The 18463-nt window shown below is 64.5% G+C and carries 20 protein-coding genes and 1 tRNA gene; 14 read left to right on the plus strand and 7 right to left on the minus strand.

Features of this window, described 5'->3' with window-relative positions; genetic code table 11:
• Nucleotides 1–52: 52 nt before the first annotated feature.
• Nucleotides 53–637 carry a CoA-binding protein gene (locus tag FNV92_RS16135; protein ID WP_143845715.1) on the minus strand — a complete coding sequence of 195 codons (585 nt, stop codon included), beginning with the start codon at nt 635–637 and terminating at the stop codon, nt 53–55.
• 25 nt (nt 638–662) lie between these two features.
• Nucleotides 663–1487 (minus strand): enoyl-CoA hydratase, encoded by an 825-nt coding sequence (locus FNV92_RS16140; RefSeq protein WP_143845714.1) that lies wholly within the window; start codon nt 1485–1487, stop codon nt 663–665.
• 87 nt (nt 1488–1574) lie between these two features.
• Here FNV92_RS16140 and FNV92_RS16145 point away from each other — a divergent pair, with 87 nt between their 5' ends.
• From FNV92_RS16145 to FNV92_RS16170, 6 genes are all read left to right on the plus strand, one after another.
• Entirely contained in the window at nt 1575–2003 is a 429-nt protein-coding gene (locus tag FNV92_RS16145; RefSeq protein WP_018642441.1) for a PaaI family thioesterase, read from the plus strand.
• Nucleotides 2004–2161: 158 nt separating this feature from the next.
• Nucleotides 2162–2626, plus strand: a complete 465-nt coding sequence (gene rplM, locus FNV92_RS16150; protein ID WP_015685724.1) for a 50S ribosomal protein L13 — start codon at nt 2162–2164, stop codon at nt 2624–2626.
• A 2-nt stretch (nt 2627–2628) separates the two neighbouring features.
• A complete protein-coding gene (gene rpsI, locus FNV92_RS16155; RefSeq protein ID WP_015685725.1) occupies nt 2629–3105 on the plus strand; it encodes a 30S ribosomal protein S9 in 477 nt (158 codons plus the stop codon).
• 229 nt (nt 3106–3334) lie between these two features.
• Complete coding sequence (locus tag FNV92_RS16160) at nt 3335–4555, plus strand: GGDEF domain-containing protein (protein ID WP_015685726.1); 1221 nt, start codon at nt 3335–3337, stop codon at nt 4553–4555.
• A gap of 58 nt (nt 4556–4613) precedes the next feature.
• Nucleotides 4614–4850, plus strand: a complete 237-nt coding sequence (locus FNV92_RS16165; protein ID WP_143845713.1) for a hypothetical protein — start codon at nt 4614–4616, stop codon at nt 4848–4850.
• A 102-nt stretch (nt 4851–4952) separates the two neighbouring features.
• Entirely contained in the window at nt 4953–5249 is a 297-nt protein-coding gene (locus tag FNV92_RS16170) for an antibiotic biosynthesis monooxygenase family protein (protein WP_143845712.1), read from the plus strand.
• Nucleotides 5250–5275: 26 nt separating this feature from the next.
• On the opposite strand, the gene FNV92_RS16175 is transcribed toward FNV92_RS16170, so the two are convergent.
• Complete coding sequence (locus tag FNV92_RS16175) at nt 5276–6406, minus strand: AI-2E family transporter (RefSeq protein WP_143845711.1); 1131 nt, start codon at nt 6404–6406, stop codon at nt 5276–5278.
• Nucleotides 6407–6543: 137 nt separating this feature from the next.
• Here FNV92_RS16175 and FNV92_RS16180 point away from each other — a divergent pair, with 137 nt between their 5' ends.
• On the plus strand, nt 6544–7248 hold the full coding sequence (locus FNV92_RS16180) for a hypothetical protein (protein ID WP_143845710.1): 705 nt from the start codon (nt 6544–6546) through the stop codon (nt 7246–7248).
• Nucleotides 7249–7337: 89 nt separating this feature from the next.
• Nucleotides 7338–8111 carry a gamma-glutamyl-gamma-aminobutyrate hydrolase family protein gene (locus FNV92_RS16185; protein WP_143845709.1) on the plus strand — a complete coding sequence of 258 codons (774 nt, stop codon included), beginning with the start codon at nt 7338–7340 and terminating at the stop codon, nt 8109–8111.
• Nucleotides 8112–8307: 196 nt separating this feature from the next.
• Here FNV92_RS16185 and FNV92_RS16190 read toward each other — a convergent pair whose 3' ends face one another.
• Nucleotides 8308–9285: a GlxA family transcriptional regulator gene (locus FNV92_RS16190; RefSeq protein WP_143845707.1), complete on the minus strand. Its 978-nt coding sequence runs from the start codon at nt 9283–9285 to the stop codon at nt 8308–8310.
• A gap of 152 nt (nt 9286–9437) precedes the next feature.
• Between FNV92_RS16190 and FNV92_RS16195 the strand changes: the two genes are divergently transcribed.
• On the plus strand, nt 9438–9701 hold the full coding sequence (locus tag FNV92_RS16195; protein ID WP_143845706.1) for a tautomerase family protein: 264 nt from the start codon (nt 9438–9440) through the stop codon (nt 9699–9701).
• A gap of 69 nt (nt 9702–9770) precedes the next feature.
• Here FNV92_RS16195 and glnA read toward each other — a convergent pair whose 3' ends face one another.
• Nucleotides 9771–11180 carry a type I glutamate--ammonia ligase gene (gene glnA / locus FNV92_RS16200; protein ID WP_143845705.1) on the minus strand — a complete coding sequence of 470 codons (1410 nt, stop codon included), beginning with the start codon at nt 11178–11180 and terminating at the stop codon, nt 9771–9773.
• A 153-nt stretch (nt 11181–11333) separates the two neighbouring features.
• A complete protein-coding gene (locus FNV92_RS16205; RefSeq protein WP_007603495.1) occupies nt 11334–11672 on the minus strand; it encodes a P-II family nitrogen regulator in 339 nt (112 codons plus the stop codon).
• Between the two features lie 380 nt (nt 11673–12052).
• On the opposite strand from FNV92_RS16205, the gene FNV92_RS16210 reads away from it, so the two are divergent.
• Nucleotides 12053–13552 carry an NAD(P)H-hydrate dehydratase gene (locus FNV92_RS16210; protein ID WP_168213694.1) on the plus strand — a complete coding sequence of 500 codons (1500 nt, stop codon included), beginning with the start codon at nt 12053–12055 and terminating at the stop codon, nt 13550–13552.
• Nucleotides 13553–13996, plus strand: a complete 444-nt coding sequence (locus tag FNV92_RS16215) for a GNAT family N-acetyltransferase (protein ID WP_143845703.1) — start codon at nt 13553–13555, stop codon at nt 13994–13996. It begins immediately after the preceding gene.
• Between the two features lies 1 nt (nt 13997).
• Here the strand turns inward: FNV92_RS16215 and FNV92_RS16220 are convergent, their stop codons facing one another.
• Entirely contained in the window at nt 13998–15314 is a 1317-nt protein-coding gene (locus FNV92_RS16220; RefSeq protein WP_143845702.1) for a multicopper oxidase family protein, read from the minus strand.
• Between the two features lie 153 nt (nt 15315–15467).
• Here FNV92_RS16220 and FNV92_RS16225 point away from each other — a divergent pair.
• From FNV92_RS16225 to FNV92_RS16235, 3 genes are all read left to right on the plus strand, one after another.
• Nucleotides 15468–15552, plus strand: a tRNA-Leu gene (locus tag FNV92_RS16225).
• Nucleotides 15553–15727: 175 nt separating this feature from the next.
• The gene (gene tig, locus FNV92_RS16230; protein ID WP_143845701.1) at nt 15728–17089 is read left to right on the plus strand and encodes a trigger factor; all 1362 of its coding nucleotides are present in this window, start codon (nt 15728–15730) and stop codon (nt 17087–17089) included.
• Nucleotides 17090–17395: 306 nt separating this feature from the next.
• Nucleotides 17396–18031, plus strand: a complete 636-nt coding sequence (locus FNV92_RS16235; RefSeq protein ID WP_015685739.1) for an ATP-dependent Clp protease proteolytic subunit — start codon at nt 17396–17398, stop codon at nt 18029–18031.
• The last annotated feature ends 432 nt before the right edge of the window (nt 18032–18463 follow it).

Genomic DNA, 18463 nt, shown 5'->3' on the forward strand with positions numbered 1-18463 from the left:
GCAATCGTGCTACGCATTGCCGCGTTCGCGAAACGAATCCTTCGCAACTGCGTCAGCTTTGCTCGCTCTTGTTCTTGGCGGCGCGATCCGATGCCGCGGTATCGCCGCCGCCGACACTCATCCGATTGAGGGACAGGCGCATGCCCTGCGTCGGCGCCGGCGCGCGCTTGGAACTCAGCGTGCGCGAATTCACGCCCATCCAGGAGATCTCGGACGACAAACGGCCATATTCGATCTTGGGGCAGCGGTTCATCACGACCTTGATCCCGACCGATTCCGCTTTCGCCGCCGCCGCGTCGTCGCGTGCACCGAGCTGCATCCAAATCACCTTCGGCAGCGGATCGAGCGTGAGCGCCTCTTCGATGACAGGCATGATGTGGCTGGAGTTGCGGAAGATGTCGATCATGTCGATGGGCCGGCCGATGTCGGACAGCGAGGCGACGAAGGGTTTGCCGAGCAGCTCCTTGCCGACATGGCCGGGATTGACCGGGATCATGTCGTAGCCGCGCTGCGCCAGATATTTGAATGCGAAATAGCTCGGCCGCACATTGACCGGCGAGGCGCCGACCATCGCGATCGACTTCACGCTGTTGAGGATGCCGCGGATGTAATTGTCGGGATAGGCGTCGTGGTTCATTGCTCGTCTTTTCTCGTTGACGGTGTCACTCATCCCGCCATGTCGGCGTCCGCTTCTCGATGAAGGCCTTGATGCCTTCCTCGGCGTCGCGCGCCATCATGTTCTCGGTCATCACCTCTGCCGCGTAGCGATAGGCGTCCGCGAGGTTCATCTCGGCCTGGCGATAGAACGCTTCCTTGCCGAGCTTGACCGTGTAGGCTGATTTCAGTGCGACCTTTTCTGCCAGCGCAATCGCGGCGTCGCGCTCGGTGCCGGCCGCGACCACGCGATTGACGAGGCCGATCTCGCGGGCGCGCGCGGCCGGGACCGGCTCACCCGTGAGCAGCATCTCCATCGCCTGCTTGCGCGGCACGTTGCGCGACAGCGCCACCATCGGCGTCGAGCAGAACAGGCCGATGTCGACGCCCGGCGTGGCGAAGCTCGCAGCCTCGGATGCAATCGCGAGATCGCAGCTCGCCACGAGCTGGCAGCCGGCCGCGGTTGCGATGCCCTGGACGGCCGCGACGACGGGCTTCGGCAGGCGCACGATGGCCTGCATCATCGCGCTGCAGGCGGTCATCATCTCGGCAAAGAAGGCGCGGCCGCGATCGGGGTCGGTGCGGCGGGCGGTCAGTTCCTTCATGTCGTGGCCGGCGGAGAAGGCGGGGCCGTTGGCGGCGATCACGACGCCGCGGACCGCCTTGTCGTCGTGGATCTCGTCGAGCTCGGCATGCAGGGCTGCAATCATCGCCGCCGACAGACTGTTGCGCGCGGCCGGACGGTTGAGCGTCAGGATCGCAATGCTGCCGATTGTTTCGCGGAGCAAAATCGGCGGTTGCGGGGAGGGGGCGCGGGCGGCCTGGACGGGCATTGACGCGATTTCCGTTTGAATGATTGCAATTGGATGACGCAGACAACTTAATGTAACAGGGAACGTGAAGCGAGGGTGAGGCGTAGCATGGCGTTAGCGAAAATGAGCGTGGCGGAAGTCGAGCAGTTTCTCCGCGACGAGTTTCCCCAGGCCTTCAGCGGCGATGACATCACGATCGAGAGCGCGGACGGCCAGACCTGCCTTTTGCGCCAGCGCTACAGCGAAAGGATGCTGCGTCCGGGCGGAACCGTGTCCGGGCCGACGTTGATGGCGCTGGCTGATTTCGCGATGTATGTGGTGCTCCTGTCCGCGATCGGCCCGATCGGGCTCGCCGTGACCACCAATTTGAACATCAACTTCCTGCGCAAAGGCCAGCCCGGGCAGGATGTGCTCGCGGAGGCCCGGTTGCTCAAGCTCGGCAAGCGGCTGGCGGTCGGGGAGGTGAACCTCTTGTCCGGCACCTCACCCGATCCGATCGCCCATGTCACCTCGACCTATTCCATTCCAAATGTTTGAGCTTTTTGAAGGTATTATAGCACCGTATTTGTAAGATATTGATTTTTATCATCTAATTTCCGTCGCGGGGCATTGACCGTTGCGCCTCTCTTCTCTAGAAAACCGCGCAGTCTGGCGCGGTGTTCGCGCCGATATCTCCCGTCCACGGAAACTCCGATATGAAAACCTTTTCGGCAAAGCCGGCTGAGGTGACGAAGAAGTGGGTGCTGATCGACGCCAAGGGTCTGGTCGTCGGCCGCCTCGCCACCATCGTCGCCATGCGCCTGCGCGGCAAGCACCTCCCGACCTACACCCCGCACGTTGATTGCGGCGACAACGTCATCATCATCAACGCGCAGCATGCGGTCCTCACCGGTCGCAAGCGCGAGCAGAAGACTTACTACAAGCACACCGGCTATGTCGGCCACGTCAAGGAGCGCACTGCGCGCCAGATCCTCGAGGGCAAGCATCCCGAGCGCGTGCTCGAGAAGGCCGTCGAGCGCATGATCCCGCGTGGTCCGCTCGGTCGCGTCCAGATGGGCAATCTGCGTGTCTACGGCGGTGCCGATCATCCGCACGAGGCGCAGACGCCCGAGAAGCTCGACATCGCCAAGTTGAACCGCAAGAACACGAGGGCCGCATAATCATGGCCGAATCCATTCAGTCGCTCGACCAGCTCTCGCAGCTCAAGACGGCGGCGCCCGATGCGCCCAAGCACGAGAAGAAGGTCGACAAGTTCAACCGCGCCTACGCCACCGGCAAGCGCAAGGACGCGGTCGCCCGCGTCTGGATCAAGCCGGGCGCCGGCAAGGTCACGGTCAACGCGCGTGAGGTCGAGGTCTATTTCGCCCGTCCCGTGCTGCGCATGATGATCGAGCAGCCGTTCGTCGTGGCCGCGCGTGCCGGCCAGTACGACGTGGTCTGCACCGTCGCCGGCGGCGGTCTGTCCGGCCAGGCCGGCGCGGTCCGTCACGGCATCTCCAAGGCGCTGACCTATTTCGAGCCGGAGCTGCGCGGCGTGCTCAAGAAGGGCGGCTTCCTCACCCGCGACTCGCGCGTGGTCGAGCGCAAGAAGTACGGCAAGGCCAAGGCTCGCCGGTCCTTCCAGTTCTCGAAGCGTTAATCGCTTCGGTCACATTCGCCGCGAAAGCGGCTTCAATGAGATGCAAAAGGGCGCTGATTTCAGCGCCCTTTTTGCTGTTCGTTTGTACGCAAATTGATAGCGAGTTTCCTGAAAACTTGGGCACGCGCGAAAACCTGATTCGAACCCGCCGGACATAGCGTCGCATCTGGAAGGGCGCGCAAGTCGGCTGGGCCGATCGCGTAACTGCTATGTCTAAGAGGGGGCCGACATGATGTCGCTCGATAGCATCACGCTCTATTTGGTTGCCACCATGGTTGCCGCACTGCTCGGGGCCATGATGGTGTTTTTCGGCAGGCAGGAAAACAGTCCCGCGCTGAAATGGTGGGGCACCGCATATCTGCTGGGCGCGGCTTCGGTCGCGCTATGGACCGCGGCCGGCGACAAGCTCGGCCCGCATCTCTATCTCGCGCTGAACGCGGTCGGCTTCGTTGCCTGCGGCATGGTGTGGAACGCGGCGCGCGTCTTCCACGGCCGCAAGCCGAACTGGCCGGGTCTCCTCGTCGGCGCGCTAGCCTGGGCCGCGGCCGTCACGCTGCTCGATCCCGCGGCCTCGATGCTGCGCATGATCGTCGGCGCCGGCATCGTCTCGGTCTACGCGGCGCTGACCGCGAGCGAGCTCTGGGTCGAGCGGCGCAAGAGCCTGCAACGGCGCTGGCCGGCCTTCGTGGTGCCGGTGATGCACGGCTGCGTGTTGATGCTGCCGATCCTGCTCGGCAGCTTCCTGCGTCCCAACGATGCCGGCTTCTCCGGCAGCATCTGGGTCACCGTGTTCGCGGTCGAGCTGATCCTCTATGCGGTCGGCACCGTGTTCGTGATCTTCATGCTGGTGTCGGAGCGCACGGTGACGGCGCACCGGACCGCCGCATCGACCGATCCCCTGACCGGCATGCTCAACCGCCGCGGCTTCTCGGAAGCCTGCGGCCGTGTGATCGAGCGCGAGGCCAAGGCCGGTCGTCCCGTGACCGTGATGATCTTCGACATCGACCATTTCAAGTCGATCAACGATCGCTTCGGCCATCCCGCCGGCGACGAGATGCTGAAGCTGTTCTCGACCGTCGTGGTGAATAACCTGCGCATCACCGATATGTCGGGTCGCATCGGCGGCGAGGAGTTCGCAGCGCTCTTGCCTTGTTCGCTGGAGGAGGGCGTGCTGGTCGCCGAACGCGTGCGCGAAGCGTTCGAGACCTCGGGCGTCGTGGTCGATGAAGGCCCGGTCGACACCACCGTCAGCATCGGCGTCGCGGGCGGTCCGGCCGGCACCGAGCTCGAGGTGCTGCTGGCTTCGGCCGACACCGCCCTCTACCAGGCCAAGCGTGGCGGCCGTAACCGCGTCGAGGCGGCCGAGGAGCTGCCGCTGTCGCTGGAGACCTGGCGCCGCCAGACCGCCGCGCGGACAGGTGTGCCGCAGACGCGCCCGGTCACGGCCTGAGGACCAAGCGGCCTTGCGGTAATCACCTGTTTACCAATCGATCCCTACCATTGCGGTCATGGAATCGATCCGTCGACAGAATCCGCAGGCTGCCCTGATGTCGCTCGAAGCCGCAGCGACCTTGGCACGCGGCGGTTTCGCCTGCCTGTTCTCCACGGCGGACGAATATGAGCGTGCGCTGATCACCGAGCGCCGCGCCCAAGGGCGATACACGCAAGGCCGCAGCTATTGGCCGTTCGCGCTGTTTGGCGGCTGCGCGCTGGTCGTGGCGGGAATCGTTCTGCTGTTTGCCTGAGAGCGTACGCATTTTGGGCCGATCAGGGCGCCGTTTCGGCGCCTTTTTCTTTGTCGCCGGCTGCGGTAGACACGCCCATCAAACAGAAGAGGGCGGAAACCGATGATCACCGAGATTGCGCAAATCGACGTCAAGCCGGGCAGCGAGAAGGATTTCGAGGTCGCCGTCGCCAAGGCCAAGGCCGCCTTCGGCCGCTCCAAGGGGTTTCACGGCTTCGAGCTGCACAAGTCGATCGAAAAGCCGCAGCGCTACCGGCTGATGGTGAAGTGGGAGACGCTGGAAAACCACACCGTCGATTTCCGCGGCTCCGAGAATTTCACCGAATGGCGGGGCCTCGTCGGCCAGTATTTTGCCTCGCCCCCGGAGGTCGAGCACACTGAGACCGTGCTGACGACCTGAGCGGCTTCACCACGCGTTACGTCGCATCACGCCGCCAGAGGCGGCGCCTCATACGTCTTGAAATGGTCGATCATGACCTTGGCGATGGCGACCAGCGGCAGCGCCAGCGCAAGGCCCCAGATTCCGAACACGACACCGAGCAGGATCTGGAACGCGAACAGCGTGGCCGGCGGGATGTCGAGTGCCTGACGCTGGAGCAATGGCGTCAGCACATAGCTTTCCATGGCGTGGACGCCGAGGAACAGCAGGAAGGCCGACAGCGCTGCGACCCAGCCTGAGGCGAGGCTCGCCAGCACGACGATGACGCCGGCGATGATGGCGCCGACCGTCGGGATGAAGGCGAGCAATCCGGCCTGGATCCCCAGGATGAACGAGCCGGGGATGCCGATCAGGGCAAGCCCGATCCAGGTCACGACGCCGACCGCGATCATCACGACGATCTGCGCGATCAGCCAGCGCTCCAGCGTCTCGCTGATGCGGTCGATGATCAGGGCGACGCGGGTGCGATGTCTTGCGGGCGCAAGAAACAGCAGCCCGTCGTGATAGATGCTGGGCTGTGCGGCGAAGGCCAGCCCGAGAAACAGCACGATGAAGATATTGCCGACGGCGCTGATGGTGCCGAGCAGCAGCTTGAAGGTCTGGCTCACGATCGCCCCGCCGCTGGAGGCGAGGGCGCCTGCGCCGGACAATCCGTTCTTTGGCGGGGCGCCGGTCGAGGGGCTGGGCTCCGTCGGTGTCGCGTCCGAGGCGGGAGCGGCGCTGCCGAGATCGAAGAAGCTGGTGTCGACGCCGTGGCTGTCGAGGAAGGACTTCACGTTTGTGATCTGCGACTTGATGGTCTTGCTGAGCAGCGAAGCCTGTTCGGCGATGGTGGCGCCGCCGAGATAGGCGACACCCGCCAGCATCAAGGCCAGCACGACGCAGACGATCGCGAGCCGAGCCGTATGCGGCAGGTGCACGCGGCGGCCGAGCGCGTTGGTCAGTGCATTGAGGGCGACGCCGAACAGAAGACCGGCGAAGATCAGCAGCAGTGTGGCGGCAAAATACCAGGTGAACACCAGCAGCGCGGTGAAAAGCACGACACCGATGCCGCCGACCGAGATCGCCCAAGCCAGGTCGTTGCGTGTCGAGGGCCGTTCATCTCTTGAAATCGTCACATCGAGTCCTTTTCGGCGGCTGCAGCCGCCGCACTCTCTCGACAAACGCGCTTCGGATCAAGACCGCGTCAACGCGCTGGTTTGACGCTGCGGTTGGAACGGTGCAGAGCGATGAGGAGAGAACAGGTGGGGGCGGCTTGAGTTTCATCAGCAAGTGGGCCGGTCTGCTCGGGCTTCTCGCCGTGCTCGTGATCGGCGACCAGATCCGGATCAACCGGCCCGGCCACAAATATCGCCTTACGGTCGAGGTGACGACGCCGAGCGGGATCAGGACCGGGTCCGGTATTCTGGCCGTCGTACCCGACCGCGGCTACAGCCGTGGCGGCCGCACCACGATGCGCGGGGAGGCCGTGTTCGTCGACCTCGGCCATGGAAAGAACCTGGTGGCATTGCTGGCGCACCGGCAGGACGCCAAGCTCGACCTCGATGATATCAACTATGTCGCGCTCCGCGCCTACGGCGCCGCGCGCGGCAACCGAGTCTCGTTCAACGAGCTCAACCGGCAGACTGGAGTGGTCCCGGTGCAGGGGGACCTCGTCCCCGTGCTCGTGAGCTTTGGCGATCCTGCAGACCCCGGGACCGCGCGCCTTGTCGCCGGCGACCATGCCGATGCGGTTTTGGGTGACGGCTACGCCATGCGCGGGCTCACCGCCGAGGTGGTGCCCAACGGGCTTTGGCCGATCGATTTCGGTGGCGTATTCGGGGAGCCGGTGACCCGCGGAATCGAGGCGAAACTGCCCTGGCTGACCGCGCCGGGCGAGCTGGCGGCAACCGCGCTGAAGGCCGCCGGCCTGCCCGTAGGAAGCGAGACCGAGGCCCGGGAGGCGTTTGCGCGAAAATAGCATTGCCGTCCCGCGTAGCCCAATGTTGAATTTGTGCCATGCCAAGGGCATGTTTGGAGAATCTTCTTACTGGGAGGTCGGAACGGAAGATGAGAAAGCCGGTCGTCGGCGTGATCGGGAACGCCCATCGCGTCGAAAATCGATTTCAGGTCCAGATGGTCGGCGAGCGCAATCTGCGCGCCGTGGCCGAGGTTTCCGGCGGCCTGCCGTTGATGTTCGCGGGCGCGCCCGACATAACCGACATCAGCGCGCTGCTCGACACCGTCGACGGCATCGTGCTGACCGGCGCCCGCGCCAACGTTCATCCGACCCGTTTCAATGTCGATCCCTGTGCGGCGCACGAGCCCTATGACATCCACCGCGACGAGGTCGCGCTGGCGCTCTCGGTCGCCTGCGTCGCCCGCGGCATTCCGCTGTTCGGCATCTGCCGCGGATTGCAGGAGATGAACGTCGCCTTCGGCGGCTCGCTGCATCCGGAGATCCGCGAAATCCCGGGCCGCATGAACCACCGGATGCCGAGGCTCGAGAACGGCGAGATCCATCCCGATCCGACCGTGGTGTTCGCCGACCGCCACGACGTCGATCTCACGCCGGGCGGCGCGTTCGCGCAGCTGCTCGGCTGCGAGAAAATTCGCGTCAATTCGCTGCACGGCCAGGGCATTCTCGATCCCGGCAAGCGCGTGCTGATCGAAGGCGTTGCCGAGGACGGCACCATCGAGGCGATCCGCATCGCGGAAGCCCCGACCTTCGCGCTCGGCGTGCAATGGCACGCCGAGTACGACCCGCAGCGCAATCCGATCAACCGCAAGCTGTTCGAAGCGTTCGGCGAAGCCCTGGTGGCGAAGCAGCGCGCGGCGGCGTAGTCGGATTGCACGCCGGGACGAAGGCGCTATTTCAGCGCGACCACCGTTCCCCCCGTTCCGGCAAGAACGCCGGCGCGCCCAGGTCGCTCTCCGGCGAGGGCGTCAAGGCTGCCTCCGACAACGCTGCGCTGGTGAAGTTTACACCTGTCGTGACGGAGATCGGGGTGAATTTTCCGGATAAGTGACGGGGCCGGTCTTACGCCGCCGGGTCCAGGCGTCGCGCGCGATAGGCCTGCGGCGACATCAAGGTCAACTTGCGGAACGCCTTGCGAAAGCTGCTCTCGTCCTCGTAGCCGGCCGCGCGTGCGATCGTCTTGACCGGCTGCGTCGTCGTCTCGAGCAGTGTGCGGGCATGCTCGACGCGGCGGCGCGTGATGAAGGCCTGCGGCGGCTCACGCGTGAGTTCCTGAAACTTCCGGTTCAGTGTGCGCTCGCTGAGGCCGAGCGCGCCCGCGAGACGCTTGACCGTCATCGGTCTCTTGCCGGTACGCCGGACCAGGAGATCGGCCCGGGTCAGCAGCGGGTCCTGTGAGAGCAGATAGCCGACCGGCATGAAGATCGATTGGGTGCGCTGCGCGGTGTCGATGACGACGTAGTCCGCGCAGAGCTTTGCGATCTCCTTGCCTTCGACCAGTTCGATCAGCCTGAGCAGGAGGTCGACCCACGACATCGGTCCGGCCGCACAGACGATGCGATCCGCCATGGTGATGACGGCGTCGGCGGCAAGGTCGATGGCAGGATGGCGCTGCCGCAGCTCGCCCTGCAGCCACCAGGTGATGGTGGCGCGGCGGTGATCGAGCAAGCCGGCACCGGCCAGCAGGAAGACGCCGCTGCAAAACGCTCCGATCAGCCGGCCGTTGGCATGTTGTTGCCGCAGCCAGGCGCCGGCCCGGGCATATTGCGGTTGCAGGCGCGCGGCCGTGACGTGATCGACCAGATTGCCGGGGACGAGGATCGCATCGAAGCTGGCGCGCTTGCCAATCGCGCCATCGACCGCGACCATCTGGCCGCCGCCGGCGCGCACGGCCTTGCCGTCGAGCGACAGCGTCTGCCAGGCGAAGCGGGATTTCGCGCCGCTCTGCTGCATCACGTGATTGGCGAGCGACAGCACGTCGGCGACGCCGGCGATCGCCGACTGCATGCAACCTTCCAGCGCCAGAACTGCGAGCTTCATGGGACCTCCAAGCGGCTGACAGCGATCGTATCCGATCGGTGTGCGCGCCGCGTGGCGGAAATTGCCCGATCTCTGGCTTATCTGCCACTGCCTTGTCGGGAGCATCAGGTCCAAATTCGCGCCATCGTCACACGACACGATTGGAGAGAGATATGCCCTACATCACCATTTCCACCGTCCGCGGCATCCTGGATGCCGCGCAGAAGAAGACACTGCTCGAGCGCGTCACCGACCTCATGGTCGAGGTCGAAGGGCAGGGCAGCCCGGAGTTCCGCCGCAACGTCTGGGTCAGGATCGAGGAGCAGGAGCCCTCGCACTGGTCGCTCGGCGGCATGCAGCCGACGCCGGAAATCATCGCCGGTACGTTCGGCCCGATCGGGGCGGACGGGGTGCGGATCGCCAAGCCGAAGATGTAGGTTCGCGCCCAAAACGAAGGGGCGCTCCTCGCGGAGCGCCCCTTGCTTGTCGCGTTCTGTTCGGGCGGCTTAGCCCGAATAGTACATGTCGAATTCGACCGGGTGCGGGGTCATTTCGAAGCGGGCGACTTCGGTCATCTTCAGCTCGATGTAAGCGTCGATGAAGTCGTCGTCGAACACGCCGCCGTTCTTGAGGAAGCCGCGGTCCTTGTCGAGATTTTCCAGCGCCTCGCGGAGCGAGCCGCAGACGGTCGGGATCTGTTTCAGTTCTTCCTTCGGCAGGTCATAGAGGTCCTTGTCCATCGCCGGACCCGGATCGATCTTGTTCTTGATGCCGTCGAGGCCGGCCATCAGCATCGATGCGAAGCCGAGATAGGGATTGGCGAGCGGATCGGGGAAACGCACCTCGACACGCTTGGCCTTCGGATTCGCCGTGTAGGGGATGCGGCAGGAGGCCGAGCGGTTGCGCGCGGAATAGGCGAGCAGCACGGGAGCTTCATAGCCCGGGACCAGACGCTTGTAGGAGTTGGTCGACGGGTTGGTGAAGGCGTTGATCGCCTTGGCGTGCTTGATGATGCCGCCGATGTAGTGGAGGCAGGTCTCCGACAGGTCGGCGTACTTGTTGCCGGCGAAGACCGGCTTGCCGTCCTTCCAGATCGACTGGTGCACGTGCATGCCCGAGCCGTTGTCGCCGTAGATCGGCTTCGGCATGAAGGTGGCGGTCTTGCCGTAGATGTGCGCGACCTGATGGATGCAGTACTTGTAGATCTGCATGTGGTCGGCCATCAGCGTCAGCGTGTCGAACTTCATGCCGAGCTCGTGCTGGGCCGAAGCGACCTCGTGATGGTGCTTCTCGACCTTGACGCCCATCTTGGCCATGGCGCCGAGCATTTCCGAGCGCATGTCCTGCACCGAGTCCTGCGGCGGGACCGGGAAGTAGCCGCCCTTGGTGCGGATGCGGTGGCCGAGATTGCCGCCTTCATATTCGGTGTCGGAGTTGGTCGGCAGCTCGGAGGAGTCGAGACGGAAGCCGGTGTTGTAGGGGCCGCTGGAGAAGCGGACGTCGTCGAACACGAAGAATTCGGCCTCGGGACCGACGAACACGCTGTCGCCCACGCCCATCGACTTCACCATGGCTTCCGCCTTCTTGGCGATGCCGCGGGGGTCGCGGTTGTAGGCCTCGCCGGTGGTCGGCTCGAGCACGTCGCAGGTGATGACCATGGTGGTCTCGGCGAAGAACGGATCGATCGTCGCGGTCACCGGATCGGGCATCAGGCACATGTCGGACTCGTTGATCGCCTTCCAGCCGGCGATCGAGGAGCCGTCGAACATCGTCCCTTCGGCGAAGATATCGTCGTCGATCATGCCGACGTCGAACGTCACATGCTGCCACTTGCCGCGCGGATCGGTGAAGCGCAGGTCGACGTACTTAACGTCGTTGTCCTTGATCGATTTCAGGACGTCTTTGGCGGTCTTCATGCATACCCCTTTTGGCTCTGCGGGTCGGTTTCCAGGTGAGCAAGATTATTCTCGCGTTTGGCGAGTTCGCGCGCGACCGCACAAACGAAATCAGGCCGCCGAAGCAGCCTTATTTCTTTTCACAGTGTCGCAAGCTGCGGGATAGCACCCGGCTCAGATAGCGTCCAGCCCGGATTCGCCGGTTCGGATGCGGATCGCCTCTTCGATGTTGGAGACGAAAATCTTGCCGTCGCCGATCCGTCCGGTCTGCGCAGCGCGGCGAATTGCGTCGATGGCGCGTTCGACCAGATCGTCGCCGATCACGATCTCGATCTTCACTTTCGGCAGGAAGTCGACGATGTATTCCGCGCCGCGATAAAGCTCGGCGTGCCCCTTTTGGCGGCCAAAGCCCTTGGCTTCGGTGACGGTAATGCCTTGCAGGCCGACTTCCTGAAGCGCTTCCTTCACCTCGTCGAGCTTGAATGGCTTGATGATGGCTTCGATTTTCTTCACTGCGCGCCTCCCGGCCTTTCGATCAAATAGCAACGTCTTCGTCAGGATGCGCTTTTGTCACGCACGATCGTGTCTTCGATATGCCGCACTCCCTGACCAGTCCGGCAACAACGGCCGGCCACACCCTGAAAGATGCCAGTGAGCACGACGAACCGAAGCGGCTTCCTCGAAAGCAGGGTCTATGCCAAGTTGCAAATGCCCTGATTATTGGAGCGTTATCAGCCTTTTAACGAGCAACTCTGATAGGTGGAGCCGACCGGCCCAAAATACCGAAGACTACGAAATAGGCAAACAGTTCGATTTGTGTGCAGATCGATGTTCTGTCGGTCGGATCGGGACGGAAGATGCCTGTTGAAGAGGCGTTTGTACAGGGAAGTGGCATGGAAGTTCTGACCAACGCTGAAATGGCGCGCGCCGACCAGCTCTCGATCGCGGCAGGCACCCCCGGCTTCAAGCTGATGCTGAGCGCGGGCCAGGCCGTCACTGAGGCCGCCAACGCGCTGGTGGAGGAGGGGCCGATCCTGATCGTGGCGGGCCCCGGCAACAACGGCGGCGACGGTTTCGTCGCGGCCGCCGAGCTCGCCGCGCAGGGCCGGGAGGTCTCGGTGATCCTGATGTGCGAGCGCGACCAGCTCCAGGGCGATGCGGCCTCAGCCGCGCGCGGCTGGAAGCATCCGGTGCTCCCGTTCAATCCCCAGGCGATCGGACGGCCCGCTCTGATCATCGACGCGCTGTTCGGCGCAGGCCTCAGTCGTCCGGTCGACGGCGAGGCGCGCGCGATGATCGAGGCGATCAACGCCAACGGCGCTCCCGTACTCGCGGTCGACCTGCCGAGCGGCATCAACGGCACCAGCGCCGCCGTGATGGGCGTGGCGGTGAATGCCACCGAGACCGTTACCTTCTTCCGCAAGAAGCCGGCGCACCTGCTGATGCCCGGCCGGATGCATTGCGGCCACGTGCGCGTCGCCGACATCGGGATCGACGCACAGGTGCTGGACGAGATCGCGCCGCGGACTTTCGAGAACGATCCGGATTTCTGGAGCGCCGCCTTTCCGGTGCCGCGCATCGACGGCCACAAATATGCGCGGGGCCATGTGCTCGCGGTCTCCGGCGACGCGGCGGCGACCGGCGCGGCACGGATGGCAGCGCGCGCGGCGTTGCGGGCCGGTGCGGGTCTCGTGACGCTGGCCACCCCGCGCGATGCGCTCGCGATCAATGCGGCCGCACTGACAGCGGTGATGGTTCGCCCCGTCGACACCGCGATCGAGTTCGGCGAGCTGCTCGGCGACAAGCGCTACAACACCTGCATGATCGGTCCCGGCACCGGCATCGGCGAGCGAACCTGCGACTTCGTCCACACGGCGCTCGGCGCGCAGCGGCATCTCGTGCTCGACGCCGATGCGTTGACGAGCTTTGCCGCGAACCCCGAGCGCCTGTTCGAATCGATCAAGTCCTCGCAGGACAATGCGGTGGTGCTGACGCCGCACGAGGGCGAGTTTCCGCGCCTGTTCTCCGATCTCAGCAACAAATATCCGGGCCGCTCGAAGCTGGAACGCGTCCGCGCCGCTGCCGAGCGCTCCGGCGCGGTCGTGCTCTTGAAGGGGCCTGACACCACGATCGCCGCGCCGGACGGCCGCGCCACCGTTGCCGCCAACGCACCGCCATGGCTTGCCACCGCCGGCGCCGGCGACGTGCTCGCGGGGATCATCGCCGGGCTTTTGGCGCAAGGCGTGCCGGCCTTCGAAGCCGCCAGCATCGGTGTGTGGATGCATGGTGAAGCGGGCAGCGAGGCAGGGCCGGGCCTGATCGCGGAAGACCTGACGGAGACGCTGCCGGCCGTGCACCGGCGGATCTATAATGCGCTTGGGGTGGAGTACTAAGTGATCAGAGAGCTCGCGCTCACCGATACGGGCGCGGCAGCGCGGCTCCATCGGATTGCGTTTGACCATGCGATGCCTTGGCTCGTCGGGCTATATACGCCCGACGAGGACCGCTGGTTCTACCGCGAGCATGTCTTCGCGATGTGCCGCGTGTGGGGACGCTTCGACGGTGATGAGCTCAGCGGGCTCATCGCCTTCCATGACGGCTGGATCGAGCAGCTCTACGTGCTTCCCGCCGCCCACGGCCGCGGTGTCGGCACCGAGCTCCTCGACATTGCCAAGGGGGCTTGCGAACGGCTCGAGCTCTGGACCTTCCAGCGCAACGCGCGAGCGCGGCGCTTCTATGAAGCGCGCGGGTTCACGCTGGTCGAAAAGACCGACGGAACGCGGAACGAGGAGCGGGAGCCCGACGTCCGCTACCTCTGGACGCGTGCGGGCCGATAACTCACTCCACCGCGTACCAGCGCACCAGCCGCGGCGCGGCCCAGTCGGTGACGACGGATTCGATCAGCCATCGTCCGGGGGAGGTCGCGGCGAACGCGATGCGCTGGGTCTGGCCGGGCTCGATGGCGAGCGTGTCGAGCCAGTAGGGCTTCCAGCCGTCGTCGAGCCGGTCGAGCAGACGGAAGTGATGGCCGTGCAGGTGGAACACGCTGGTGACCGGCGCGGGGTTCTTGAGGGCCAGCACGACGGTGCGGCCGGGCTTGGTACGGAAGGCGGGAGCGGAGGCGACGGAGAAGCCTGCAGGCCGGGTCCAGCCGGCGTCGGGTGCGCCGAGCGCGACATCGAACCGCAGGGCGCCTCTCAGGTCGAGCTTCTCGGGCAAGTCGTTCGGCGGGAGTCGCTCGGGCGGCAACAGCGCCGCGCGCCGCTCCGGTTCGCCGGATATCGTGAGCTTCCCGATGGGGCGCGCCTCCTTGCCGTCATGGAGCAGGAAGGGGACCGAGGCGGCCGCATCCACCACGGCGTCGGCACGCGCGCCGGGGGCCAGCACCAGGGCGCCGCTCCGCGCCGGGAATGGCTCGGCCGGTTGTCCGTCCAGCGCCACCACGCGGACGTCATGATTCTCCAATTTGATCGCCAGGACAGACCGTTGCGAGCCGTTGATGAAGCGCAGCCGCAACCGCTCACCGGCCCTAGCTGAGAGTTCAAATGAAGTCTGCCCGTTGATTGTGTACAGCGGCGTCGTGTCGCTCGGGTCGTGCCCCGGGGGGAGCGCGGTCCCGTCCGGCCGCAGGCGCCATTCCTCGATCAGCAGAATCTCGTCGCGATCGACGGCGATCCGGATTGGTTCGTTGGCGATGATCGCAAGCGGGCGCGCGGGCTGCTTGAGGCTGTCCTCGAAAAGGCGGAAGTCGGCCAGCAGCGTCCCGGCGCTTGCTATTGAAATAATTGAGGTTTCGGTCGTGTCCGGCGCTGTCGGCGCGCGCCCCCGCAGCGGGTCGACCGCGGCCGGGCCATTCAGGCCGTACCAGACTGGGGCAAGCGGCACAGGCAGATCGTTGCGGAAGACCACTTCGCAGCGGTCGCCACGCCTGAGACGGACGCCCCTGGTGTGGCTTACGGCGGCCAGCTCCCAGATTGGTGTAGCCGGCTGACCTGGCCGCAGAGGCAGGGTCGCGAGTCGGGCCTGGAGCGCGACCTGGGCGTTCACCAGCGGGCCTGCGCCGCCGGACATCAGCCCGGTTGCAGAGGCTCCGAGCGAGGCGCCAAGTCCGGCCAGAACCTCGCGCCTGTTGGGGTCGAAGAGCCGCAGTTTCATGGCTCGATCCGGACCATGCCACGCTGGATAAGTCCAGCCATCCTGCCTACTTGAAGCAGGTATCGATCGGACCATTTTTTTGCTGCGAACAGGCGGGCACATGCTATAAGCCCGCCGCCCGCGGCATCGCGGCCGGTCTTGATGCAAATTTACGCGGGCGTGGCGGAACTGGTAGACGCGCTGGATTTAGGTTCCAGTGACGAAAGTTGTGGGGGTTCGAGTCCCTCCGCCCGCACCAAGCGCTTTCAGCGTTTGCACGGATTACCCAAGGGCTGCTTCCACACGGAGTGTTTCCGGCGGAAGCGGTCCGATCAACCGCCGGCGTTGAGGCGTTCGCCTCGCGCCGGATCGATTAATGACAGCGTCCCGACGCGATAGCGTGCCGGGGCCGAACGAGAAGAAGATTGGACGCCATGCAGGTCACAGAAACCCTCTCGGAAGGTTTGAAGCACGAGTTCAAGATCAGCGTTCCCGCGTCTGATCTCGACGCCAAGGCCGGCGCCAAGCTCGTCGACCTCAAGGACAAGGTCCGCATCAACGGCTTCCGCCCCGGCAAGGTGCCGGTCTCTCACCTGAAGAAGGTGTATGGCCGCTCGGTGATGGCCGAGACCATCGATCAGACCATCCGCGACACCAACACGCAGCTGTTCTCCGAGCGCGGCTTCCGCCTTGCGACCGAGCCGAAGATCACCATGCCGAGCGAGCAGGCCGAGGTCGAGGAGCTGCTGAGTGGCAAGACCGATCTGACCTACACGGTTGCGATCGAGGTGGTGCCGGCCATCGCGCTCGCCGACTTCAAGTCCTTCCAGGTCGAGAAGCCGGTCGCCGAGGTGACCGACGCCGACGTCGACGAGGCGATCAAGCGCATCGCCGATTCCAACCGCGGCTATGCCGCGAAGGCGGACGGCGCCAAGGCTGAGTCGGGCGACCGTGTCACCATCAGCTTCAAGGGCACCATCAACGGCGAAGCCTTCGAGGGCGGCACCGGCGAGGGCATCCAGGTCGTGATCGGCTCCAACACCTTCATTCCGGGCTTCGAGGAGCAGCTCATCGGCATCGGCGCGGGCGAAACCCGCACGCTGAAGGTGACGTTCCCCAAGAACTACATGAGCGAGAAGCTCGCCGGCCAGCCGGCCGAGTTCGAGACCACTGCAACGACGATCGAGGCGCCTCAGGACATCGCGATCGACGACGAGTTCGCCAAGACGCTTGGCCTCGAATCGCTGGACAAGCTGAAGGAAGCCGCGCGCGAGCGGCTGGTCGCCGAGTTCGCGACCGCGACGCGCCAGCGCGTCAAGCGCGCGCTGCTCGACCAGCTCGACGAGGCCCACCGCTTCGAGGCTCCGCCCTCGCTCGTCGACGAGGAGTTCAATCTGATGTGGAACTCGGTCAGGGCCGAGATGGACTCCGCGGCCAAGACCTTTGCCGACGAGAACACCACTGAAGACGCCGCCAAGGAAGAGTACCGCAAGATCGCCGACCGCCGCGTGCGGCTCGGCCTCGTGCTCTCGGAGATCGGCGAGAAGAACAAGATCACCGTGACCGACGACGAGGTCGGTCGCGCCGTGATCGAGCGGGCGCGCTCGATGCCCGGCCGCGAGAAGGAAGTCTGGGACTATTACCGCAGCAACGCCCAGGCGCTGGCCCAGCTTCGTGCACCGATTTACGAGGACAAGGTCGTCGACTTCATCCTCGAGCTCGCCAACGTGACCGAGAAGAAGGTCTCGCGCGACGACCTCTACAAGGACGACGAGGCGGAAAAGACCGCTGCCTGAAGGCTTTGAGGCAATCCTTTGCCCAAGAAAGCCTTCTATTAAGGATGATCAAGGATCAGGCCCGGCTAGCCATGTGGCTGGCTGGGCCTTTTTGCGAGAATCAGCTTCAAGTGCCGGATGGATTAAGCCTTAATTCGCTCCGCACTTGTCTGGCGCGAATTGGGCTATATCTGTCGGTACGCCCTTTACCTACGCGTTCTACTTCTACCAACTTCCTGCATCACGGGACGTCCATCGGCCTTCCGGCAAGTCCAGCAAGCCTGGCAGCCAAGACTGGCGATGTCCTCCTAAAACCCCAGGTGACTCATGCGCGATCCGGTTGAAACCTACATGAACCTCGTGCCCATGGTGGTCGAGCAGACCAACCGTGGCGAGCGCGCCTACGACATTTTCTCGCGCCTTTTGAAGGAGCGCATCATCTTCCTGACCGGACCGGTCGAGGACGGCATGTCGACGCTGATCGTCGCGCAGCTCCTGTTCCTCGAGGCGGAAAATCCGAAGAAGGAAATCTCGATGTACATCAACTCGCCGGGCGGCGTGGTGACGTCGGGTCTTGCGATCTACGACACCATGCAGTTCATCCGCCCGCCGGTCTCGACGCTGTGCACGGGGCAGGCGGCCTCGATGGGCTCGCTACTGCTCTGCGCCGGCGAGAAGGACATGCGCTTCTCGCTGCCGAACGCGCGCATCATGGTGCATCAGCCCTCCGGCGGCTTCCAGGGCCAGGCCACCGACATCATGCTGCACGCCCAGGAAATCCTGAACCTGAAGAAGCGGCTCAACGAAATCTACGTGAAGCATACCGGCCAGACCTACAAGACGATCGAGGATGCGCTGGAACGCGACAAGTTCCTGACCGCGAACGACGCCAAGGAGTTCGGTCTGGTGGACAGGGTCATCGACAAGCGCGCCGAGGAGCCGGCGGGCCCGAAAACCCCGTAGCACTACCGGGATGCAGCAGCGATCCCCGGCATCGCAGGGGATCGTCAGGACGCCGTTCATGCTAAGGACGCGTTCGCAGGGGGCGCAAAAGCAATTTTGCGCCCAGCGGCAGGCAGAAAGTTCCGCTTTCGTGCTTGTTTTTCGTGGCAATCCGGCCACGTAACCGCGATTTCGATCAGTTCTCCCGTGCCAAGACGTGAAATCACGGTATTGTCACGGGTAGCCGGCGGCTCCCCGATTAGCGAATTCTTGATAGTCGGGTGACAGCATGGTTGGCTACGAATGATCGGCTATGATCGCGGAGAGTCGAGTGACCGTGATTCGCACGGGATGTAACGCGTAGGGTCTTTTTTGGTACGGAATTTGCTCTATTTGAGTCCCATGCCGACTACTGTGTCGGAATGGGCGATCGAGCGGACGAGATCGAACCGC

The organism is Bradyrhizobium cosmicum (assembly GCF_007290395.2).
Classification (GTDB): Bacteria; Pseudomonadota; Alphaproteobacteria; order Rhizobiales; family Xanthobacteraceae; genus Bradyrhizobium; species Bradyrhizobium cosmicum.